The sequence below is a fragment of the Ruegeria sp. ABV3_008 genome, assembly GCF_056161185.1.
Genome location: NZ_JBSWYP010000001.1, coordinates 456,427 through 477,230 on the forward strand (window position 1 = coordinate 456,427; position 20,804 = coordinate 477,230).

A 20,804-nucleotide genomic window follows, 5' to 3' on the forward strand; every position below is an offset into this window, starting at 1 on the left:
CCGGACTTTAACCTGCTCCGAAGGTTTCGCCAACAAACCCCACCAAATCAGAGGGTCGGGTGAGTGTCAGACCTGCCACAGTGCCGGTTTTGCCGCCCGCCGGAGCGATTGCCGATGTGAAACCAAGTTTTTGTGCTTCTTTCAACCTGTTTTCGGTCTGAGGGGCTGGTCTAAGTGCCCCGGATAGCGAGATTTCTCCGAAAACGACCGTATCAGCGGGCAGGGCGCTGTCTTCTCGTGCACTTAGTAACGCTGCGGCAACAGCCAGATCGGCGGCGGGTTCGCTGACCTTCAGCCCTCCGGCGACGTTCAGATAGACGTCGAGACCCGCGAAGGGGATGCCGCAGCGGGCTTCGAGCACGGCGAGGATCATCGCCAGCCGCCCGCTGTCCCAGCCGACGACCGTGCGGCGGGCTTGCGAATGCGGTGACGGAGCAACCAAGGCTTGCAGTTCGACCAAAACCGGACGGGTGCCTTCAATTCCGGCAAAAACGGCCGAGCCGGGGCTGGGCGTGCCGCGTTCCGACAGGAACAGGGCCGAGGGGTTGGTGACCTGCGCCAGCCCCTTGCCAGTCATCTCGAACACGCCGATCTCATCTGCGGGGCCAAAACGGTTTTTGACCGCGCGCAGGATGCGGAACTGGTGGCCGCGTTCGCCTTCGAAATAGAGAACGGTGTCGACCATATGTTCGACAACGCGCGGACCAGCGATTTGGCCCTCTTTGGTGACATGGCCGACCATCACGATCGAAACACCGTGTCGTTTCGCAAACGTGGTCAATTCATGTGCCGCAGCCCGGACTTGTGACACCGAGCCGGGCGCGCTGTCCACATTGTCGGCCCACATGGTCTGAATCGAGTCGATGATGGCGAGGCCGGGTTTTTCAGCCTCAAGCGTTGTCAGAATGTTGCGCAGGTTGGTCTCAGCCGCCAGTTGAACCGGCGCGTCCTCGAGCCCCAGACGGCGGGCACGCATACGGACCTGCGCGCTGGCTTCTTCCCCCGAGACATAGATCGTTTTGACGCCCGCGCGCGCGAACCGAGCGGCGGCTTGCAGAAGAAGGGTGGATTTGCCGATGCCGGGGTCTCCGCCCACCAACAGGGCTGACGCGGGGACGAGGCCGCCGCCCAGAACGCGGTCAAGCTCATCCACCCCGCTGAGTGTGCGGGGTGGCGGGGTCTCCTCGGTCGACAAGTCCGTGAGTGCAATGGACTGGCCCCGCTTGCCGCCGAGGGATTTCTTGGCCGGACCAGCCGACAGGGGCACGTCCTGGGTGATCGTGTTCCATTCGCCGCAGGCGTCGCATCGCCCGGACCATCTTGTATGTGTCGCACCGCAGGCCGAACAGGAGAAAGAAGTCGTCTTTGCCATGAGGCCTTTGGTGCCCGAGGATGGGCGGTTCTTCAAGCCCTTGTGGGCTTTCATCCCCGCCGGTGGCACGCCGCGTCCTCAGGCCCTGCGGGCCATCGGGTGCGGCGGGCGCTGACACGCCTATTCTGCTGCGCGAGGGGGCGACATTGCGACCACGCTGGAGGCGCTTGGGTCGCTGCCGTCGGGTGGTGTCTGCAATTGCGCTGAAAGTTCGGGCAATAGTTCGAACAGCTCATCCCGCAGGCGCGACAGTTGGGATTTGGCGATGGACTCCTCGATCTCGATATCGCGGGTCCATTGGCTGAGTTCATGCAGGATGGTCTGGGCGTCCTCGATCCGTTGCTGGAACAGTTCGACCTCTTCCTGCCGCTGTTTCAGGAACATCCGGGCGCGTTCGACCCTCTCGTTGCCATAGGTTTCGGCCAGTTCGTGGCTGATCTGGCTCATCTGAGCGGCGGTTTCCAGGATCTCAGGTTCTAACGCCTGAAGGTCGGGGTGGTCGCGCAGAAAGGCCATACGCTCTTTGACCGCATCGAACTCCGAGGCCAAGGCAAAAACGCCGCTACGGTCGGCGGCATGGGCGACCTGGTAGGCCTCGACGATGTCCTGCATATTCAGTGAAAACTTCCTGTGGGCGTTCTCAAGGGCCATCATCCGAGCGCTGGAGGGCAGGTAGAAGCCCAGCATGAGAATCAGGCAGGTCAGGCCGATCTGAACAAAAATACCTGCGTCGATCACGCCGGTCTGGCCGAATCCGGCCTGAAGGGACAGCCAGGGCAAAACCCCCAGCGCCGAGAGTGAAGTTGCAACCACTGCGCCAAGGGCCGCGATGCAGATCATGAAAAAAGTCAGTCTTAAAAAGGCATTCTGAAATTGCAATGTAATGTTGTTGAGGGCGGGCATGGTCGTCCATCTCCTTCTCAAACCGATACAAATCGGGCCGAAGCGGAGGACATATCAAACACGCAAGGTGATCCTCTGCGGACCCGTACACGACTAGAACTTTGCTGCTCGAAATATAAAGATGATACTTAGAAATGTGTTTTCAATCAACACGGTCTAAGGTTTTCGTGATGTGGATGTCATCTCAGTAATATATCCCAGCGCGATCGAGGCCAGAATGCAGCCAGTAAACAGGTAAAGGCCCCAGGCCGTCTCGATGGTCGCGTAGGAGATCCCCTTGGCCAGCGTGATGTAGAGCGCGATGAGGAAGATATCGGCCATGGCGAGCTTGCCGAGGATGTTCAGTGCGGGTTGGACGCGGGCATCCAGCAGGTCCCATTGGATCAGGGCGGTGCCGATGGTTTTGATGTAGGGCGCAAAGAGGGCGAAGACAGTGACGACCAGCGCGAGGAAGATGTCGGATTTCCACAGGGATTGGAGGCCGGTGATGACGCTGATTTCGGAAAGTCCGAAGATCGGCAGCAGGCCCGCGCGCATCAGTGGGGCGAACCACGCGATGGGGTAGAGGATCAAGAGCGAGAGGGTGGCGAGGCGGAGGGTCATTGGCTGTGCGTCTCGGCGAGATTTCAGATTTTTGCGGCGATGTTTTGTTATGGTTAACTTAAACCGGTGCTCGCCAATGAGTTATTTTTAAGACGGGGAGGAACGATGTCGGGTTTTGTGGCCTACAAGTCAATCGTCGATCCATCGGACTGTGATTTTCTGGGGCATATGAATGTGTCCAAGTATTTTGCTGCATGCTCGGATTCCGTTTTTGCGTTGCAGTCAGAGCTGGGGCTTACGGCCGAAGACATGCGATCGGGACGAAAGCTATCCTTTGCGGTGGTCCATGCAGACAGCAATTTTCTTGCGGAATTGAGGGCCGGCGAAGCGATCCAGATGGAAAGCGAAATCCTGGAGGTAGGAACGAAATCCATGACCTTCAGTCTCAAGCTAATTCGAGTTGCGGACAGTGAAACGACGTTTTCCACTGTTTTCAAATGCGTCTTGCTCAACCTGCAGACAAGGCGCGCAGAAGCTATTCCGCACGACGTTATCGAACGTTCGACTAGGTGGATGGCAAAGAGCGAAGATTAACGCACCGCCTCAATCGGCCCTTCCGCACTCCCGCTGATGAACTGCTCCAGATAGGGATCGCCCGAGGCATCCATCTGACCCACAGGCCCGGTCCACTGGATCACCCCGTCATGCAGCATCGCCACGTTGTCGGCAATTGCGCGGACGGAGGTCATGTCATGGGTGATGGTCATGGCGGTTGCGCCCATCTCGGTCACGATCTCGCGGATCAAATCGTTGATGACGCCGGACATGATCGGGTCCAACCCCGTCGTGGGTTCGTCGAAAAAGATGATCTCGGGTTCCGCAGCGATGGCGCGGGCAAGGCCCACGCGTTTCTGCATCCCGCCCGACAGCTCGGACGGAAAGCGGTCGGCGACGTTGGATTTCAGGCCCACGCGGCGGAGTTTCTCGATGGCGATCTCGCGCGCCTCTTCCGTGGGGCGTTTCAGTGACCCGCGTAGCAGGCGGAAGGCGACGTTCTGCCAGACCGGCAACGAGTCGAACAGGGCGGCGCCCTGAAACAACATGCCAAAGCGCGCCAGGAATGCGTCGCGGTCGCCCTTGCTGGCGTCCTTGCCGTTGACATAGATCATACCGCTGTCGGGCTTGATCAGGCCGAGGATACATTTCAGCGCGACCGATTTGCCCGTGCCGGACCCACCGATGATCACCATCGAGGTACCCTTGGGGATCTCAAGGTTCATGCCCTGCAGCACGTGGTTGTCATCAAAAGACTTTTTGACGTTCTCCATCCGGATCATAGCGAGAAGAACACTCCTGTCAGAACGAAGTTGGCGGCGAGGATCAGCACGGCTGCGGCCTCGACCGAGCCTTTGGTGGCGCGGCCTACGCCCTGTGCGCCCCGGCCCGAGTTCATGCCGTAGTAGCAGCCCATGATGGCCGCGATCAGGCCGAAGGCGGCGCCTTTGACAAGGGAGGATACGATGTCGCGGGCCTCAAGGAAGTTGACCGTGTTTTGCAGATAGGCGGCCGGGTTAAACCCGAGGTTCTGTGTCGCCACCGTATAGCCGCCCATGATGCCGATAATGTCTCCGATACCGACAAGGATCGGTACCGTGATCAGTGCGGCCAGCACGCGCGGGGCGGTCAGGTATTTCATCGGATGGGTCGACAGGGTGACCAGCGCATCGATCTGCTCGGTCACTTTCATCGTGGCGATTTCAGCCGCGATCGAGGAGGTCACGCGGGCGGCGATCATCAGGCCGACCAGCACCGGGCCAAGCTCTCTCACCATGCCGATGGCAACAATCTGAGGGACCACGGCCTCGGCATTGAAACGCGCGCCGCCTGCGTAGATCTGCAGGGCCAGCGCACCGCCGGTGAAGATCGCGGTCAGGCCGACCACGGGCAGCGACAGCCAGCCGATATTCAACAGCGCCATTGCGATCTCGCGCGGGTAGTAGGGCGGGCGCAGGATGTGCGACAGCGCGTCCAGAGCGAACAGGGTCACGCGCCCGAACGCGGCCAGCAGGGTCAGAACGGCGCGGCCCAACCCACCCAGCAGAGTCAGCGGGTTCATTCCACGTACCCTCGTGAATAGCGGCGGCCCATTGAGGTTAGGATTTCATAACCGATTGTACCGGCGGCCTCGGCCAGATCATCGACGGTCTGATGACCGTTCAGGATGCGCAGTTTCTCGGGCTCAAAGCCCAGATCGGTGACGTCGATGGTGATCAGGTCCATCGAGATGCGGCCGACGACCGGGCAGGGTTGGTTTCCTGCAAAGGCGTCAATACCGCCGCCGATAGCACGGTGCAGGCCGTCGGCATATCCGGCGGTGACGGTGGCGATCTTCGACGGGCGGCGTGCCGTCCAGCTGTTGCCGTAGCCCACGGTCTCTCCGACCGCGACATCACGCACCTGCACGACAGGCAGATCGACGGTGACGACGGGCTTGGCCTCGGCAAAGGGCATCCCGCCGTAAAGGCCAATACCCGGGCGGCAGAAGTCAAAGTGGAATTCAGGTCCCAGCAAAGTGCCTCCGGTTGCAGCCAGAGACCGGGGGGCTGTCATACCCTCGGTCATCCCTCGAAACGCGGTCAGCTGCTGCTGGTTCATCGGGTGGTCCGGCTCGTCCGCGCAAGCCAGATGGGACATCACAACCGCCGGGTTCAACGCCTCGGCCTTGGGGCGCAACTCGGCCCAGTCGGCGGGCTCCAGCCCCAGACGGTTCATGCCGGTGTCAAGCTGGATGCCGAACCCATGTTCAGGAAGAGCCTGTTGGTGGCGTTGGAATTGCTCGCCCGAGTTGATCAAGGGTATCAGGTCGTGATCGCGCAGCAGCTCGGTATCCCCGTCCATATGGCCTGAGAATACAGCGATCATCGGGCCGGGCCCGACCGCCTCGCGAACGTCTGCGCCTTCTTCGGCGACGGCGACAAAAAACTTGCGGACACCTTCCTCGGCCAGTGACCAGGCGACAGGTTCGGCCCCAAGACCATAGGCGTCGGCCTTAACTACGGCGCCGGTTTCGACATCCGTTTTTGCATCGAGCGCCCGCCAGTTGCTGGCGAGCGCCTGAAGATTGATCGTCAAACGTGCGGTACTCATGGAGTTGTTCATGACACTGGAACGCGGCAGGTCAAGAGGGGATCGTACACAACCTGTTAGGAAAATCCGCAAGATAGGCGGCATACGGCCATCTGACGCAGGAATTTGGGTAGGTTTGAGGGGCTTTTGACTGGCAGTGATGCGCGTACCGGGATTGTGCAGCGATACAAGTCAAAGGTCTTTTGAGCGGCGGATCGTTCAGAGCGACCCACGCAGGAGGCCCGTCTTATCTCCGCTCGTCAAGCAGCGGCTTGTTGTTGTTAAGATGCCGGGTCACCAATTTGCGCTGGCGCTTTTTGCTTGGAATGCAGCGCGCGGGCTGCGGGGCGGCAAAGAGTGCAAGCTGCGGGAACAGCAGCATCAACTCTTCGCGTGAGGCGTCATCCATGGATTGCAGCGCCTGCGGGCCGGTAAATAAACTTTCACTGGGCGCGTCTTCGGCAAACAGCACCACATGGCGGTCGAACACAAGGTGGTGATAGGTCACCTGCGAGTCACTGGTGTCGACGAATACACCGGGCATTCGGGTCAATTGAATTGCCGAGACCAAAACGGATTCGGTCCCGAACATGCGCTGCGCAATCGGAGATCGGATCAGCATCCGATGCTGGCGCGAGACCATAAGATCACGTTTTGGCAGCGACTGCCCAAGCGCTCCAGCGACGATGCGAACCGGAAACAGTTGCGGGGTCTTTATCAACTCGGCCCGGTTGAGGCTGCGGGACAGGGTCATACGCAGGGTCTCCGGCGGGCCATCTTCGAGTAGAACCTGATCTCCGGCGCGGAGTGCCTCAACAGGAACCTTGCCACGCGGCGTGCCGATCAGAGTGCCGGCTGTGAAGCATGGCGCGCCGGGGCTTGGGTTCGGGTTCTCGACGAAATTCACCCCGTCGGTCGAGGTAAGGGACGAGGTGTCGTCTGTTCCGTTGCTGCCGATCTGGGTAGAGGTCTGCCCGCTGGCGGCGCCTTGTGTTGCGGTGACCTCATTGTCGAAGGACACAAAGCTCAGCACCGTGCCATTGTCGTCAAGCGACACAGCGCCCAGCCGGTTGATACGTGCCGAGACCACATAATAGTCGAAACCGTTGACCGTGTTCACCGGCGCTGTATCGACATCTGTGGAGCTTCGTACTGTTCCGTTGGCATTGTAAACTTGAACCCTCAGGTCCGAGACATCCGTACCGGTCGGAACGCGGATTTCGATGAAATCGCCGTCTGGCGCAAAATTTGGCCCGTTTCTGTATCGTATTTCCGAAATGATCGCGGGCAATGACGTAGGCCTTGCTAAAATCCGGCAGTACGTGCCGTCATTCAGTACACACTAACACACGACGATTGGCATTCAAAATCGGCTATTTGGATAGTTAAGGTGACTTTTAGTATCCTTCGATCTCGCCGCCCTGTTGCCAGGGCTTCACCAGATTGCCAAAGCGGGTGAACTGCGCCTCGAACGATAACTCGACCGTGCCGATGGGGCCGTGGCGCTGCTTGCCGACAATCACCTCGGCCTTGCCATGCAGGCGCTCCATGGCCTGCTTCCACTCTTCCATCTTTTCCAGCTCGTGATCGCCGGGCTTTTCGCGTTCCTTGTAGTATTCCTCGCGGAATACGAACATCACTACGTCGGCATCCTGTTCGATCGAGCCCGATTCCCGCAGGTCAGACAGTTGCGGGCGTTTGTCGTCGCGGCTTTCCACCTGACGGCTCAGCTGGGACAGGGCGATGACCGGGATGTTCAGTTCCTTGGCAATCGCTTTCATGCCCATCGAGATCTCGGCGATCTCATTGACACGGTTGTCGGACATACCCCGACACAGCTGCAGATAGTCGATCACCAGCAGGTCCAACCCGTGCGTCCGCTTCAACCGCCGCGCGCGGGCGGCAAGCTGCGAGATCGGTAGGGCAGGTGTGTCGTCAATGAACAGAGGGCAGGCTTCCAGTTCCTTAGCGGCATCGACGAAACGGCGGAACTCGGCCTCGGTCATGTCACCTTGACGGATCTTGTGGCTGGAGATTTCAGAGGCTTCGGCCAGAACACGACCGGCCAGCTGTTCGGCGCTCATCTCGAGCGAGAAGAATCCCACGACGCCGCCATCAATCGCGCCTTCGCTGCCATCAGGTTTCAGCCCGCGCTTGTAAGCCTTGGCTACGTTGAACGCCACGTTGGTCGCCAGCGAGGTTTTGCCCATCGACGGACGACCCGCGAGGATGATCAGGTCCGAGGGGTGTAACCCGCCCAACTGTTTGTCCAAGTCGGCCAGACCGGTGGAAATACCCGCCATGCCGCCACCGCGCTGGTACGCCTCGTTTGTGACGTTGACGGCTTCTGTGACCGCCTTCAGGAAGGATTGAAACCCCTGTTCGGTCTGGCCCTGCTCGGAAAGCTGATAGAGCTGTTGCTCGGCCTCGACGATTTGTTCTTTGGGCTCACTGGACACATCGACCCGTGCCGCCTTGTCCGAGATGTCGCGACCCAGCCGGATCAGCTCGCGCCGGATCGCCAGATCATAAATCATCTGGGCGTAATCGTGTACCGCGAAGGCGCTGATCGAGGCACCGGCGAGTTTGACCAGATAGGCGGGTCCGCCCAATTCCTTCAGGCCTTCGTCATCTGCCATGAAGGATTTCAGCGTCACTGGTGAAGCCAGCGCATTTTTGGCGATGCGATTGGCGGCGACCTCGTAGATGCGTGAGTGAACTGGGTCGTAGAAATGCTCGGCCCCGATGATCGAAGCGACCCGGTCATAGAGGTCGTTATTGGTCAGGATCGCGCCCAGAAGCTGCTGCTCGGCCTCAATGGAATGCGGCATGGTCTCGGCGTTTTGAATCTGCGCCGCTGCCTGCTCGATACTGCTGATCTCGTTCATCTTGTCCCCGCTGCCCGTTCCGAGGTTCTACACGCCAAGCCCCGGTTCAAGCTATCTGCAAATGAATGGGGGTAAGTTGGTATAACTGCCCCCGGCTTCGGGATAACTGCCCATCTGAATGGGGATAACTTCCGTCCAGTTTTGCACGGGACGAAAGCTATCGCAACATTTGGTGTGATTGGCGCGAAATTCGACTAGATAGACGCGCTTTGGATCGATTCGAAAATCAAATATCCCCAGCTTACCCACAGGCCGAATTTTACGATTTATTCGCGTCCTGCCACCCGCGCGGGTCGTTCAGAAAGGCTTCGACACCGCTAAGGGTCTCTTCGTCAAAGGCCTTTTGCGCCTTGGCCTCGGCCAGAACGTCCCACCAAGTGCACAGCGAATGCAGCTTCACGCCGTGATCGCCGAGGGTCTTCTCGGTCTCGGGGAAGATGCCGTAGTAGAAGATCACTGCCGTGTGGCCGCAGGTCGCTCCGGTTTCGCGGATCGCATCGACGAAGGACAGCTTGGAGCCGCCATCGGTGGTCAGATCTTCGACCAGCAGCACACGTTCCCCTTCGCTCATCGCGCCTTCGATGCGGGCGTTGCGGCCGTAACCTTTGGGCTTCTTGCGCACATAGGTCATGGGCAGCGCCATACGCTCGGCGACCATGGCAGCAAAGGGGATGCCCGCCGTTTCACCGCCCGCGATATTGTCGAATGCCTCGAACCCGGCTTCGCGCATCACGGTGACGGTCAGGAAGTCCATCAGGGTCGAGCGAATGCGCGGGTATGAGATCAGCTTGCGGCAATCGATATAGGTGGGGCTGGGCAGGCCGCTGGCCAGTGTGAACGGCTCACGCGAGTTAAAGTGAACGGCCTTGATCTCCAGCAGCATCCGCGCGGTCAGGCGGGCGATTTCAGAGCTGTCGGGAAAAGAACTGGGGATCATGGCGCAAACCTCGGGGCTGAAAGAGTGTTGCGGGCTGATAGCCTGTCCATCGGCCCGGAGTCGAGAGGGCCGAACAAAGAAAAAGCGGACCCGAGACAGGTCCGCTTTTGCCCTTACGGGCAATGGGCAACCAAGGTGGGCTTAGCTGCTCATGTCATAGGCACGCTCGCCGTGTACCGACAGGTCGAGGCCGTTTGTCTCGGTCTCGGCGTCTACGCGAAGCGGGGTGATGGCTGCAACCACCTTAATCAACACAAAGGTGACAACTGCCGTGAAGGCACCCACGATCACAAGGCCTCCAAGCTGTGCTGTCCATGTGCCCAGACCGAACAGCGCAATCATCAGGGTGCCAAAGATGCCCCCGACACCGTGCACGGCAAAAACGTCCAGTGTGTCGTCGATGTTCAGCTTGTTGCGGATGACAAAGACGGCCTCCTGACACAGAACACCTGCAACGGCCCCGATGATCAGTGCCTGCACCGGACCCACAAAGCCCGAGGCCGGAGTGATCGAGGCCAGACCCGCGATGGTGCCGGTGACTAGACCCACCATCGACGCTTTGCCAAAGCGGATCTTCTCCCACAGCGCCCAGGTCAGAGATGCAGTTGCGGCGGACAGATGTGTGACGGTCATGGCCATCGCGGCGCCTCCGTCGGCGGCCAGTTGCGAGCCGCCGTTGAAGCCGAACCAGCCGACCCACAACATCGCGGCGCCGATCATGACAAAACCCGGATTGTGCGGAGGCGTCGTGCGGTTGCGGCGTGGGCCGAGGATCACGGCGATGATCAGCGCGGCCAGACCCGCGGTCTCGTGAACAACAATGCCGCCAGCAAAGTCGCGCACACCGATCTCACCCAGAATGCCGCCATCAGACAGCATCCCGCCGCCCCAGATCCAATGGACCACCGGCGCGTAGCACAGCAGCATCCACAGACCCGAGAAGGTGAGGACAAAGCCAAAGCCTACCCGCTCGACATAGGCGCCGATGATCAGGGCGGGGGTGATGATCGCGAAGGTCATCTGAAAGGCAAAGAACAGGATTTCTGGCAGGGTGCCCGCCAGGCTGTCGGCATCGACACCGTTCAGGAACGCTTTGCCCAAGCCACCCCACAAACCGCTTTCACCGGGTCCGAAGGCGATGGAATAGCCCGCGACCAGCCAAAGGATGCTCATTAAACAGGCAATCGAGAAACAGTGCATAAACACACTGAGGACATTTCGGGCACGTACAAGTCCGCCATAGAACAGGGCAAGGCCAGGCAATGTCATGAACAGGACCAGTGCAGTTGCCACAATGATCCAAGCTGTATCGGCTCCGTTCATGGGCCGGTCTCCTTTTTTGCCGTTTGGGTGTCGGCCGGGCAAACCGCCACGGCCGACACCTCGTGAGTGGTGTGCGGCGGGTTGAAGCTGAGCTGGAACGGGGAAAAAAGAGGCAGAGGTGCAAAAAGACGCCTATTTTGACGGCTTTTTGTCAATTGACGCATAATTTTGCGTCATGGTAACGTCTTTGCTGTAAATTTAAGCGGTTTGCGAAAGATCGGAATAAAGCATTTTCAGTGCATGGTCCCGCGCGGCCTGACGAACTCTTTCGCGCCCCAGAGCGCCGAACTCGACAGTTTCGGTGCGCGTGGGTTGCCCTGCGGCAGCAAGGCCAAAGCACACCCGACCTTCGGGTTTGAATTCTGACCCTCCGGGGCCTGCGATGCCAGTGATCGACACGGCCAGTTGCGCGCGCGACTGCCTCAGTGCGCCATCGGCCATTTCTTGTGCGACCTGCTCTGAGACCGCGCCATAGGCGTTCAGAGTCTCTCCGCGCACACCAAGCATCTGCTGTTTGGCGTCGTTGGTGTAGGTGACGAACCCCCGGTCCACCACGGCCGAGCTGCCGGGGATGTCGGTCAAGGCAGCAGCCACCATGCCGCCCGTGCAGCTTTCTGCGGTCGCGATCATGATGCCTTGCTCTATGGCTCGGTCCAACAGCTCAGATACGGTCATAGGCCCAACACTCCATGTGCGATCCCGGCCAGAACCATCACGCCGATGGCGGCAAAAATCCCGGCGATCACATCGTCCAGCATCACGCCCATCGCGTCTCCTTTGCGATCGGCCCAGCCGACCGGGCCGAGCTTTGTGATGTCGAACAGCCGGAACAGAAGGAAGCCCGCGACCCAACCGGGCCAGAGCGCAGTGATTTCGATCCCGTGTGCCCAGCTTGGGTAGGAAATGGCCCAGAGCGCGACGAACTGGCCTGCGACTTCATCGACGACGATCTCGGACGGGTCGTGATCCTCTTGCCCGGCGGTCATCACTTTTGTGGCCCACAGCCCTGCGATGAACACCACGAGCGTCGCGAGGACGAGCAGGGGGAAGCCGCCCAAGACGTGCAGGACCCATACCAGAGGTAAAGCCGCAAGCGATCCCCATGTTCCGGAGGCAGGGCGAAGATATCCGACGCCGCAGACGGTTCCGATCAGACGCGCGATGTTCATGTTTTCACCAGACATGCCGTGGCGAGCGACGCGATCCCTTCGCTACGACCGGTAAAGCCCAGACGCTCAGACGTGGTTGCCTTGACCGAGACCTGATCAGCGCGCAATCCCATGATTTTAGACATTTCTTCTTTCATTTTTAGGGCATGAGGACCGATCTTGGGGTATTCGCAGACCAGCGTACAATCGACGTTCGAGATGCGGTAACCCATCGTCTCGGCCAGCTCGACCGCATGGCGCAGGAAGATCTCGCTGGCTGCGCCCTTCCACTGCTGGTCCGAGGGCGGGAAGTGCTGGCCGATATCCCCTTGCGCCAGCGCGCCGTAAATCGCGTCGGTGACCGCGTGCATCCCGACATCCGCGTCGGAATGCCCTTGCAACCCGCGCTCATGCGGGACTTTCACGCCGCAGAGGATCACGTGATCGCCATTGCCAAAACGATGCACATCATAGCCGTTGCCCAGCCTCACATCCATATTCGTTCCCATTATCCGTTCCGCCCGCGCAAAATCTTCGGGGCGGGTGATTTTCAGATTGTCCGCATCGCCTGGAACAATGCAAACCTCAAGACCTGCGGCCCGTGCGACCTCAACATCATCCGCGGCGCCTCTGGGATGCGCGGCATGCGCCTTGACGATGGCAGCGTACTCAAACCCCTGAGGGGTCTGCGCTGCAAACAGGTTGCTACGGTCCTGCGTCCCAGAAACCGAGCCATCATGCCCGATCCAAAGCGCGTCTGTGACGGGTAAACCGGGGGCTGCGGCCTGATGGGTACCCAGTGCGCTCAGGACATTCTGAATGAGATGTTCCGAGACACAGGGCCGTGCCACGTCATGGATCAGCACGCGGGTCACTTGGTGATTTTCCAACGCTTGCAACCCGTTACGAACCGAACTTGCCCGATCCGCGCCACCTGTGGCCAGTATCAGGTCGGTCTCGCGAAACTCCTCCCAAGCCCGGGCGTCTTCGTCCGACAAGACCAATACGATGTGGTCGGCAACGCCACGGAACCGGTCGATCGTCCAATCCGCCACGCGTCGACCGGCCAGCGTGCGCCATTGCTTGGGCGTGCCGCCTCCGGCGCGCAGTCCACGCCCTGCGGCAACGATTATGGCGGCTGTGGTCATGGTCGGGCTTCTCCGGAATGCTGCGCTTTGTTTAGGGGGCGGTGAATGCAGAGGCAATCACCCATGGTAATGTGATTAAAAAATAGGCAAGTGATGATTTTGCAGGCTTGATGACCGTCGTTTTGTTGTTCATATGCTTCGAATTCGATATCAAATCCGCAATTGCCCAAGGATTAAGCACGTTGACGCTGCACCTCGCTGACAAAACCGTATCTCCGCCTGTGTTATTGGCCCCGATGGCTGGAATCACGGATCGCCCGTTCCGCGATCTGGTGATGCGTTTTGGTGCGGGCATGGTGGTCAGTGAAATGGTCGCCAGTCAGGAAATGGTGCAGGCCAAACCTGGCGTGCGCGAGCGAGCCGAGCTGTCGGCCGATGTGGAGAACACAGCCGTTCAGCTGGCCGGGCGTGAGGCACATTGGATGGCTGAGGCTGCCCGTCAGGTGGCAGATCGCGGCGCGCGGGTGATCGACATCAACATGGGTTGCCCTGCCAAAAAGGTGACCAACGGATATTCCGGTTCGGCCTTGCTGAAGACACCAGATCACGCCCTGAGTTTGATCGAGGCCGTGGTTGAGGCTGTCGATGTCCCCGTGACGCTGAAAACGCGGCTTGGATGGGACGACGCGCTGCTGAACGCGCCTGACGTGGCACGCCGGGCCGAGGGGGCAGGGATCCAGATGGTCACGATCCACGGACGGACACGGTGCCAATTCTACAAAGGCCGTGCCGATTGGCAGGCGATCCGAGCGGTTAAGGAGGCTGTCTCGATCCCCGTCATCGCCAATGGGGACATTGTGGATACACATGCGGCCCGCACTGCGCTGAAGCAATCGGGCGCGGATGGCGTCATGGTTGGCCGAGGTGCGCAGGGCAAGCCGTGGCTGCTGGCGCAGATCTGCCATGAGGTCTATGGCACCGACGCGCCGGAGATTCCCGAAAGCGCGGATTTGATCGACATGGTGCGCGCGCATTATCAGGCGATGCTGGGCTTTTACGGTACCGACCTTGGCCTCCGCGTCGCCCGCAAACATCTGGGTTGGTACATGGATGAGGCTGGAACGCCCACGCCTCTGCGTCGCGCGGTCCTGACCTCGCGCGATACGGATGAGGTGCTGCGTCTGTTGGGTGATGCGCTGGAGTGTCAACAGGGGGTGGCAGCATGACCTCGGATCAGAGCATCTGGAACTCGCTACCCGTTCCAGCCTTCATTATCGACCAAGACGACCGGATTGCGGATGTGAATTCCTCGGGCGAGGGGTTCCTGAACGCCTCGCGCAAGTCGGTAATCGGCCACCCCGTCTGGGATCAGATCGCCGTTGATGCCCCGCTAGAGGAAGCCTTTGACCGCGCGCGTGCTCAGGGAACGCCCTTGTTTGTTAACGATGTGGATGCGGGGTCGGGGAGCCGTGCGCCGCTGCAATGCGCCTTGCAGATTGCGCCACTGGTAGGCCACCCCGGCTCGATGATCATGATCATTTCCCCGCGCGAGTTGGCGGGGCGTATGACTCGGGGCAATACGGTCAAATCCGCCGCGCAATCCGCCATCGGAATGGCCGAAATGCTGGCGCATGAGATCAAGAATCCACTGGCTGGGATCACGGGCGCCGCGCAGTTGCTGAGCATGAATATCGCGCCGCAAGATCTTGAACTCACAGATCTTATCGTTGCCGAAAGTCGCCGTATCGTGAAACTGCTGGAGCAGGTCGAGCAATTCGGAAACCTGCAGCAACCTGATTTCAAGCCGGTCAACATCCACGATGTCCTGGACCGCGCCCGCCGCTCGGCCTTGTTAGGCTTTGGCGCGGATATGGCCATTGTCGAAGACTATGACCCCTCGCTGCCACTTGCCTTTGGGGACCCGGACCAACTTCTGCAAGTCGTTCTGAACCTGTTGAAGAACGCCTCTGAGGCGGCGGGTCCGCAGGGCGGTACAATCCGCCTGCGCACTTATTTCGAACATTCCTTCCGCCTTCGTCGCAGCGATGGATCGGGGCACTCGCTGCCGCTGCAGATCGAGATCATTGATGACGGGCCGGGCCTGCCGGAAAAAATCCGCAGTGACATCTTTGACCCCTTTGTCTCGGGCAAGGAAAACGGGACAGGGCTGGGGCTGGCCTTGGTCAGCAAGATCATCTCGGACCATGACGGCTGGATTTCCGTTGATTCCGTGCCGGGGCGGACCGTTTTCAAACTGTCGCTGCGCCGTGCGCCGGCTGAAAATAAAAAACCGAAAGAGGAGAGTATCTGATGGATGGCACCGTTCTGGTCGCGGATGACGACCGCACGATCCGCACCGTTCTGACACAGGCTCTGACGCGCGCCGGATGTAAGGTGCATGCCACATCCTCGCTGACCACGCTGATGCGCTGGGTTGGTGAAGGCAAAGGGGACGTGGTGATCTCGGACGTGGTCATGCCGGACGGTAACGGTTTGGAAATGCTGCCAAAGATCGCCGAGGACCGGCCGGGCTTGCCAGTGATCGTGATCTCGGCTCAGAACACGATCATGACCGCGATCCAGGCGGCCGAGGCGGATGCTTACGATTACCTGCCCAAGCCGTTTGACCTGCCGGACCTGATGAAGCGGACCGCGCGCGCCCTGGAGCAAAAGCAGCGCCTGCAGAGCGACCCCGAACCCCAGGAGAATGAACGCCCGGATGAATTGCCTCTGGTCGGGCGCACGCCGGTGATGCAGTCGCTTTATCGGCTGGTGGCGCGGGTGATGAACACCGATCTGTCAGTCATGATTTCTGGTGAAAGTGGGACCGGTAAGTCACTGATCGCGCGGGCTATTCATGATTTTTCGGACCGTCGTACCTTACCGTTTGTGACGGCAACGGCGGCTGATCTGCGTGACCTCGAAGGCCCTGCGCGCGTCATGGCGCGAGTGCGCGGCGGGACGCTGTTGATTGATGAGATTGCCGATATCGACGATGAGATTCAGGCCCGGATCGTCCGGATGATGGACACACCGGGCGATCACGTGCCTCGCTTCATGGCCACCAGCCAATCGGATCTGACAGCCGGGATGGAAGGCGGGCGTATCCGTCAGGATCTCTACTATCGCCTTTGCGGCGCAACGATTCACGTTCCAGCCCTGCGCGAGCGCGTGGATGATATTACCCTATTGGCCGAGCATTTTCTGGCCCGTGAGGAAAAGGACCTTGGGTCCAAACGCTGGCTCAGCGCCGATGCGGTTGAGCTGGTCCGGCGCTATTCCTGGCCCGGCAACGTGCGGCAGTTGGAGAACGCGATCCGCAGGCTCAGCCTGACCAGCCGGTCCGATGAGATCTCGAAGGCCGAGGTTGAGATGGTTCTGGGCAGCCAACCCGAAGCCGAGCCCGTTCTGGGCGGAGGAGAGCGTGAGAAGCTGGCAACCTCGGTTGAACGCCATCTGCGCCGTTATTTCGATCTGCACGGCAATATGCTGCCACCTCCGGGCCTGTATCAGCGCATTTTGCGGGAAGTTGAGGCGCCGTTGATCGAAATCGCACTGGAGGCCACCGGCGGAAACCAGGCAAAATGCGCGGATTTACTTGGGATTAACCGAAATACGCTGCGGAAAAAGATCACGGACCTCGATATTCAGGTGACACGCCGTCGCAAACTGATGTAATATCGCCACACAAAGCGTGGCATTCGGGTATCGCCCGGGAACAGACCACGAGATATGGCGGTTCGCTGCGAAAGCAGCACATCAGGATGAGGGCAGACGGTGGCAACCCGGGCACAGAGCGGGATTCTCCCATCGGTTAACCGGTGGCGCAGATCCCGGAAACTGCGCAATTACAGCACCTTCGGGCTGGTTCTTCTGGGGCCGGTCTTGGCGCTTGCGACATATCTTGTCATTGGTCCTTTCGATCTGGGCGCAACTGCCCCGACGTTGCGCCTGATTCTGCTGGCCGACCTCGTTTACGTGCTGGTCGTTGCGGCTCTGGTGATGAGCCAGTTGGGCAGTCTGATCGCGGCGCGGAGGGCCAAATCAGCGGGATCGCGCCTGCATTTGCGTTTGATTGGCGCGTTTACACTGCTGGCACTGGTGCCGACGGTGACGGTCGCGATCTTTGCCGGGCTGACGGTGAATATCGGCCTTGAAGGCTGGTTCTCGGACCGGGTTCGGCAGGTTGTGGGATCGTCCCTCACCGCGGCCGAGGCTTATGAGCTTGAGCACCGGCAGGGCCTGACACAAGACGCCGCCGTTCTGGCGCTTTTCCTCGACAATGCGCGCGCCCGCGATTTCTACATTTCGGATGCGGAATTGCGCGAGGTTCTAGCGCAGGGGCAGGCTCAGATCCAGCGGGGCCTGCGTGAGGCCTATGTGATTGACGGCGACGGTGAAATCCGGTCGCGGGGTGATCGCTCTTACCTGTTCAACTACGAAGCACCGACCCCCGAGCAGATGGCCACAGCCACCGAAAGCGGGCTTCTGATCATCGCGGACTGGCAAAACAACGAATTCCGCGCGCTGGTGCCCTTGCAGGCGTATCTGGACCGGTACCTCTATGTCAGTCGTGAGGTCGACGGCCAATTACTGACGCTGCTGGATGACACAAAGGAAACCGCGCAATTCTACCAACAGCTTGAAAACGAACGCGGAAGGGTGCTGTTCGAGTTCGGCCTCCTCTATCTCGGGTTTGCGCTGATCCTGATCCTTGCGGCGATGTCGCTGGGGATGTGGTTCGCGGAACGCCTCTCGCGGCCGGTGGGGCGCCTAACCACAGCGGCTCAAAGGGTCGGTGCGGGCGATCTGAGCGTGCAAGTGATCGAAGAGGCCAGCGATGACGAAATCGCCATGCTGGGTCGGTACTTCAACCAGATGACACGGCAGCTGAAAGGCCAGCGGGACACGCTGCTCGAAAATACACGCCAAATCGAAAGTCGCCGTCGCCTGTTCGACTCGGTGCTGAGTTCGGTAACTTCGGGCGTGGTCGGCGTGGACCCGGAAGGGTGCGTGACCTTCGTCAACCGATCAGCCGAGCGGCTGCTGGATTGGTCCCGGGGCGAGGAACATCTGGCCATCGGAATCGCGGTGCCCGAATTCCTGCCTCTGTTCGAAAGCCTGAAAAGCAGCGGGCAAGAGGCGGTGCAAGGTGAGATCAAGGTCACCCGCAAAGGCCAGCTGGAGAACCTGCTGGTGCGGATGGCCACGCGGCGGGGCGAAGATGGCGGGCTTGAGGGCTATGTTGTGGCCTTTGATGACGTCACAGATCTTGTCAGCGCGCAGCGTATGGCGGCGTGGGGCGACGTGGCCCGGCGCATTGCGCATGAGATCAAGAACCCTCTGACCCCGATTCAGCTGAGTGCGGAACGGATCAAGCGAAAGTTCTCGCGCAAGCTGGAGGAAGAGGATTGCGATATCCTCGTCTCCATGACCGACGTGATTGTGCGTCAAACCAATGATTTGCGTCGGATCGTGGATGAGTTCTCGAAATTCGCGCGCATGCCCGAGCCTGAACGGAGCGAAGAAGATGTTGTTGCGCTGGTGCGCGAGGCGGTGCTGCTGCAACAGGCTGGTCAACCCGAGGTGCAGATTGACGCGGATCTTCCGGACCAACCGATCCCGGTGGATGTGGACGCGACCATGCTGAATCAGGCCTTCACCAACCTGATCAAGAATGCCGGGGAAGCCATTGAAACCCTGAAGGAAAAAGGCGCTCCTGAAAACCTGAAGCCGCAGATCAAGGTAGCGGTCTCCAGCGACGATGCCGGGACGATCATCACCATTGCAGATAACGGGATCGGGCTGCCGGAAGACCGTGCGCGGTTGTTTGAGCCCTACGTAACCACACGCGACGAAGGGACCGGGCTGGGCCTGCCCATCGTCAAGAAGATCATCGAAGAACACGGCGGAGCGCTGACGCTAGAAGACGCGCCCACCTTTTACGGACAGGACCATTTCGGCGCAATGGCCGTGATCCGTTTACCGGGGGCGAACCTCCCATCCAATTCAGCGCCACAGAAGCAGGCGATTAAAACCAACATAATGAAAGCAGGCCAAAGATGAGCGACATTCTGATCGTAGATGACGAACGCGATATTCGCGAACTGGTGTCCGACATTCTGGAGGACGAAGGCTATTCAACCCGGTTAGCGGCAAACTCGGACGAGTGCATGTCGTCGATTAATTCCGAGCCGCCGGGGCTTTTGATACTGGATATCTGGCTGAAAGATAGCCGCATGGACGGGATTGATATTCTGAAGGCGGTGAAACGTGACAACCCGGATGTGCCGGTGGTGATTATTTCGGGTCACGGCAATATCGAAATTGCCGTCGCCGCCATCAAACAGGGCGCGTATGACTTTATCGAAAAGCCCTTCAATATCGACCAGTTGATGGTCGTGATCCGCCGCGCGATGGAGACTTCGCGTCTGCGTCGCGAAAATGCCTCGCTGAAACGCAAAGAGGTCAGCTGCTCGGACATGATCGGAAAATCGGCCTCGTTCCGGGCGATGCAGGGCCAGTTGGACAAGGTCACAAAGTCGAATGGCCGTGTGATGCTGAGCGGCCCGGCCGGGTCGGGCAAGGAAATCGCGGCGCGCTATATCCACGCGCATTCCAACCGAGCCAACGCGCCCTTCGTGACGGTCAACTGCGCAGGGATCGAACCAGAGCGGGTCGAAGAGGTTTTGTTCGGGCGCGAAAGCAGCGAACGCGGTGTGGAGCCGGGCCTGCTGGAAGAGGCCCACGGCGGTGTGATCTATTTTGACGAAGTGGCTGATATGCCCTTGGGTACTCAATCCAAGATCCTTCGGGTTCTGGTCGATCAGCAATTCCAGCGCGTTGGCGGCTCGGACAAGGTGCGGGTCGATCTGCGCGTGATTTCCTCGACCAATAAGAACCTCGATGATGAGATCGTGGCCGAGCGGTTCCGGGAGGAACTCTATCACCGCCTGAACGTTGTCCCGATTGACGTCCCCTCGCTGGAGGACCGTCGCGAAGATATTCCGGTTCTGGCACAGCATTTCATCGAAATGTGCAATGAAACTCAGGGCTTGCCGGTTCGGGAGCTGTCCGAGGAAGCGGTTGCGCTGCTGCAGACCATGACCTGGCCCGGCAACGTCCGGCAGCTGAAGAACCTGATCGAGCGTGTTCTGATCCTCGGCGATGGCACAGGCCCAATTGAGGCGCGCGAGCTGCCGAGCGATGAGGACAAGGCCGAGGATTCGGGTCGTGTGGTCCTGTCCGGCGCGCTGGCCACTCTTCCTCTGCGCGAGGCGCGTGAGGCGTTTGAGCGGGAATATCTGCTGACGCAGATCAACCGGTTTGGTGGCAATATAAGCCGCACCGCCAGCTTTGTCGGGATGGAGCGCAGCGCGCTGCATCGCAAGCTGAAATCGCTGGGCGTTGTGACCTCGAACAAATCGGGCGCGCGCGTTGCACAAATTGATGAACCGGAACCGGCGGAGTAGTCTG

At 59.8% G+C, this 20,804-nt stretch carries 19 protein-coding genes; 6 read left to right on the forward strand and 13 right to left on the reverse strand.

From position 1 onward, the window contains the following. Positions 1–7: 7 nt before the first annotated feature. The 3 genes from radA to ACXAH8_RS02310 all read right to left on the reverse strand — a co-directional run bounded on the left by radA (position 8) and on the right by ACXAH8_RS02310 (position 2,878). Positions 8–1,372 carry a DNA repair protein RadA gene (radA, locus tag ACXAH8_RS02300; protein WP_475215717.1) on the reverse strand — a complete coding sequence of 455 codons (1,365 nt, stop codon included), beginning with the start codon at positions 1,370–1,372 and terminating at the stop codon, positions 8–10. A 120-nt stretch (positions 1,373–1,492) separates the two neighbouring features. Then, a complete protein-coding gene (locus ACXAH8_RS02305) occupies positions 1,493–2,275 on the reverse strand; it encodes a kinetochore Spc7 family protein (protein ID WP_170638572.1) in 783 nt (260 codons plus the stop codon). A gap of 156 nt (positions 2,276–2,431) precedes the next feature. Then, positions 2,432–2,878, reverse strand: coding sequence for a paraquat-inducible protein A (locus ACXAH8_RS02310; RefSeq protein ID WP_170548338.1), 447 nt, complete (start codon positions 2,876–2,878; stop codon positions 2,432–2,434). Positions 2,879–2,983: 105 nt separating this feature from the next. On the opposite strand from ACXAH8_RS02310, the gene ACXAH8_RS02315 reads away from it, so the two are divergent. Then, complete coding sequence (locus tag ACXAH8_RS02315) at positions 2,984–3,412, forward strand: acyl-CoA thioesterase (RefSeq protein WP_475215720.1); 429 nt, start codon at positions 2,984–2,986, stop codon at positions 3,410–3,412. Here the strand turns inward: ACXAH8_RS02315 and ACXAH8_RS02320 are convergent. The 10 genes from ACXAH8_RS02320 to ACXAH8_RS02365 form a co-directional block, all read right to left on the reverse strand. Further along, on the reverse strand, positions 3,409–4,155 hold the full coding sequence (locus tag ACXAH8_RS02320) for an ABC transporter ATP-binding protein (RefSeq protein WP_475215722.1): 747 nt from the start codon (positions 4,153–4,155) through the stop codon (positions 3,409–3,411). The genes ACXAH8_RS02315 and ACXAH8_RS02320 overlap by 4 nt on opposite strands. Beyond that, positions 4,152–4,934: an MlaE family ABC transporter permease gene (locus ACXAH8_RS02325; protein WP_475215724.1), complete on the reverse strand. Its 783-nt coding sequence runs from the start codon at positions 4,932–4,934 to the stop codon at positions 4,152–4,154. The genes ACXAH8_RS02320 and ACXAH8_RS02325 overlap by 4 nt, the downstream gene beginning before the upstream one ends. Beyond that, positions 4,931–5,965, reverse strand: coding sequence for an alanine racemase (gene alr / locus ACXAH8_RS02330; protein WP_475215726.1), 1,035 nt, complete (start codon positions 5,963–5,965; stop codon positions 4,931–4,933). The genes ACXAH8_RS02325 and alr overlap by 4 nt, the downstream gene beginning before the upstream one ends. 226 nt (positions 5,966–6,191) lie before the next feature. After that, the gene (locus tag ACXAH8_RS02335; protein ID WP_475215728.1) at positions 6,192–7,235 is read right to left on the reverse strand and encodes a Hint domain-containing protein; all 1,044 of its coding nucleotides are present in this window, start codon (positions 7,233–7,235) and stop codon (positions 6,192–6,194) included. Positions 7,236–7,341: 106 nt separating this feature from the next. Beyond that, a complete protein-coding gene (locus tag ACXAH8_RS02340) occupies positions 7,342–8,832 on the reverse strand; it encodes a replicative DNA helicase (RefSeq protein ID WP_170458558.1) in 1,491 nt (496 codons plus the stop codon). 259 nt (positions 8,833–9,091) lie between these two features. Continuing rightward, entirely contained in the window at positions 9,092–9,769 is a 678-nt protein-coding gene (locus tag ACXAH8_RS02345; protein ID WP_170458556.1) for an orotate phosphoribosyltransferase, read from the reverse strand. A 141-nt stretch (positions 9,770–9,910) separates the two neighbouring features. Then, on the reverse strand, positions 9,911–11,092 hold the full coding sequence (locus tag ACXAH8_RS02350) for an ammonium transporter (protein ID WP_475215730.1): 1,182 nt from the start codon (positions 11,090–11,092) through the stop codon (positions 9,911–9,913). A 198-nt stretch (positions 11,093–11,290) separates the two neighbouring features. Then, the gene (locus tag ACXAH8_RS02355; protein ID WP_475215732.1) at positions 11,291–11,767 is read right to left on the reverse strand and encodes a CinA family protein; all 477 of its coding nucleotides are present in this window, start codon (positions 11,765–11,767) and stop codon (positions 11,291–11,293) included. Beyond that, complete coding sequence (locus tag ACXAH8_RS02360; RefSeq protein ID WP_475215734.1) at positions 11,764–12,261, reverse strand: phosphatidylglycerophosphatase A family protein; 498 nt, start codon at positions 12,259–12,261, stop codon at positions 11,764–11,766. The genes ACXAH8_RS02355 and ACXAH8_RS02360 overlap by 4 nt, the downstream gene beginning before the upstream one ends. Then, entirely contained in the window at positions 12,258–13,388 is a 1,131-nt protein-coding gene (locus ACXAH8_RS02365; protein ID WP_475215736.1) for a bifunctional 2-C-methyl-D-erythritol 4-phosphate cytidylyltransferase/2-C-methyl-D-erythritol 2,4-cyclodiphosphate synthase, read from the reverse strand. Before ACXAH8_RS02365 ends, ACXAH8_RS02360 begins: the two co-directional genes overlap by 4 nt. A gap of 107 nt (positions 13,389–13,495) precedes the next feature. On the opposite strand from ACXAH8_RS02365, the gene dusB reads away from it, so the two are divergent. The 5 genes from dusB to ntrX all read left to right on the forward strand — a co-directional run bounded on the left by dusB (position 13,496) and on the right by ntrX (position 20,800). Then, positions 13,496–14,554 (forward strand): tRNA dihydrouridine synthase DusB, encoded by a 1,059-nt coding sequence (dusB, locus tag ACXAH8_RS02370; RefSeq protein WP_475215738.1) that lies wholly within the window; start codon positions 13,496–13,498, stop codon positions 14,552–14,554. Next, positions 14,551–15,639, forward strand: a complete 1,089-nt coding sequence (locus ACXAH8_RS02375) for a two-component system sensor histidine kinase NtrB (RefSeq protein WP_475215741.1) — start codon at positions 14,551–14,553, stop codon at positions 15,637–15,639. The genes dusB and ACXAH8_RS02375 overlap by 4 nt, the downstream gene beginning before the upstream one ends. Then, entirely contained in the window at positions 15,639–17,006 is a 1,368-nt protein-coding gene (locus ACXAH8_RS02380) for a response regulator (protein ID WP_170373863.1), read from the forward strand. The genes ACXAH8_RS02375 and ACXAH8_RS02380 overlap by 1 nt, the downstream gene beginning before the upstream one ends. 99 nt (positions 17,007–17,105) lie before the next feature. After that, positions 17,106–19,394, forward strand: a complete 2,289-nt coding sequence (locus ACXAH8_RS02385; protein ID WP_475215744.1) for a sensor histidine kinase NtrY-like — start codon at positions 17,106–17,108, stop codon at positions 19,392–19,394. Further along, positions 19,391–20,800: a nitrogen assimilation response regulator NtrX gene (ntrX, locus tag ACXAH8_RS02390; protein WP_170373861.1), complete on the forward strand. Its 1,410-nt coding sequence runs from the start codon at positions 19,391–19,393 to the stop codon at positions 20,798–20,800. The genes ACXAH8_RS02385 and ntrX overlap by 4 nt, the downstream gene beginning before the upstream one ends. Positions 20,801–20,804: the final 4 nt, after the last annotated feature.

Bases quoted from the DNA above. Each gene is read 5' to 3' on its own strand.
- radA (WP_475215717.1), bottom strand. From the start codon at position 1,372: ATGGCAAAGACGACTTCTTTCTCCTGTTCGGCCTGCGGTGCGACACAT.
- ACXAH8_RS02305 (WP_170638572.1), bottom strand. From the start codon at position 2,275: ATGCCCGCCCTCAACAACATTACATTGCAATTTCAGAATGCCTTTTTA.
- ACXAH8_RS02310 (WP_170548338.1), bottom strand. From the start codon at position 2,878: ATGACCCTCCGCCTCGCCACCCTCTCGCTCTTGATCCTCTACCCCATC.
- ACXAH8_RS02315 (WP_475215720.1), top strand. From the start codon at position 2,984: ATGTCGGGTTTTGTGGCCTACAAGTCAATCGTCGATCCATCGGACTGT.
- ACXAH8_RS02320 (WP_475215722.1), bottom strand. From the start codon at position 4,155: ATGATCCGGATGGAGAACGTCAAAAAGTCTTTTGATGACAACCACGTG.
- ACXAH8_RS02325 (WP_475215724.1), bottom strand. From the start codon at position 4,934: ATGAACCCGCTGACTCTGCTGGGTGGGTTGGGCCGCGCCGTTCTGACC.
- alr (WP_475215726.1), bottom strand. From the start codon at position 5,965: ATGAGTACCGCACGTTTGACGATCAATCTTCAGGCGCTCGCCAGCAAC.
- ACXAH8_RS02340 (WP_170458558.1), bottom strand. From the start codon at position 8,832: ATGAACGAGATCAGCAGTATCGAGCAGGCAGCGGCGCAGATTCAAAAC.
- ACXAH8_RS02345 (WP_170458556.1), bottom strand. From the start codon at position 9,769: ATGATCCCCAGTTCTTTTCCCGACAGCTCTGAAATCGCCCGCCTGACC.
- ACXAH8_RS02350 (WP_475215730.1), bottom strand. From the start codon at position 11,092: ATGAACGGAGCCGATACAGCTTGGATCATTGTGGCAACTGCACTGGTC.
- ACXAH8_RS02355 (WP_475215732.1), bottom strand. From the start codon at position 11,767: ATGACCGTATCTGAGCTGTTGGACCGAGCCATAGAGCAAGGCATCATG.
- ACXAH8_RS02360 (WP_475215734.1), bottom strand. From the start codon at position 12,261: ATGAACATCGCGCGTCTGATCGGAACCGTCTGCGGCGTCGGATATCTT.
- ACXAH8_RS02365 (WP_475215736.1), bottom strand. From the start codon at position 13,388: ATGACCACAGCCGCCATAATCGTTGCCGCAGGGCGTGGACTGCGCGCC.
- ACXAH8_RS02375 (WP_475215741.1), top strand. From the start codon at position 14,551: ATGACCTCGGATCAGAGCATCTGGAACTCGCTACCCGTTCCAGCCTTC.
- ACXAH8_RS02380 (WP_170373863.1), top strand. From the start codon at position 15,639: ATGGATGGCACCGTTCTGGTCGCGGATGACGACCGCACGATCCGCACC.
- ntrX (WP_170373861.1), top strand. From the start codon at position 19,391: ATGAGCGACATTCTGATCGTAGATGACGAACGCGATATTCGCGAACTG.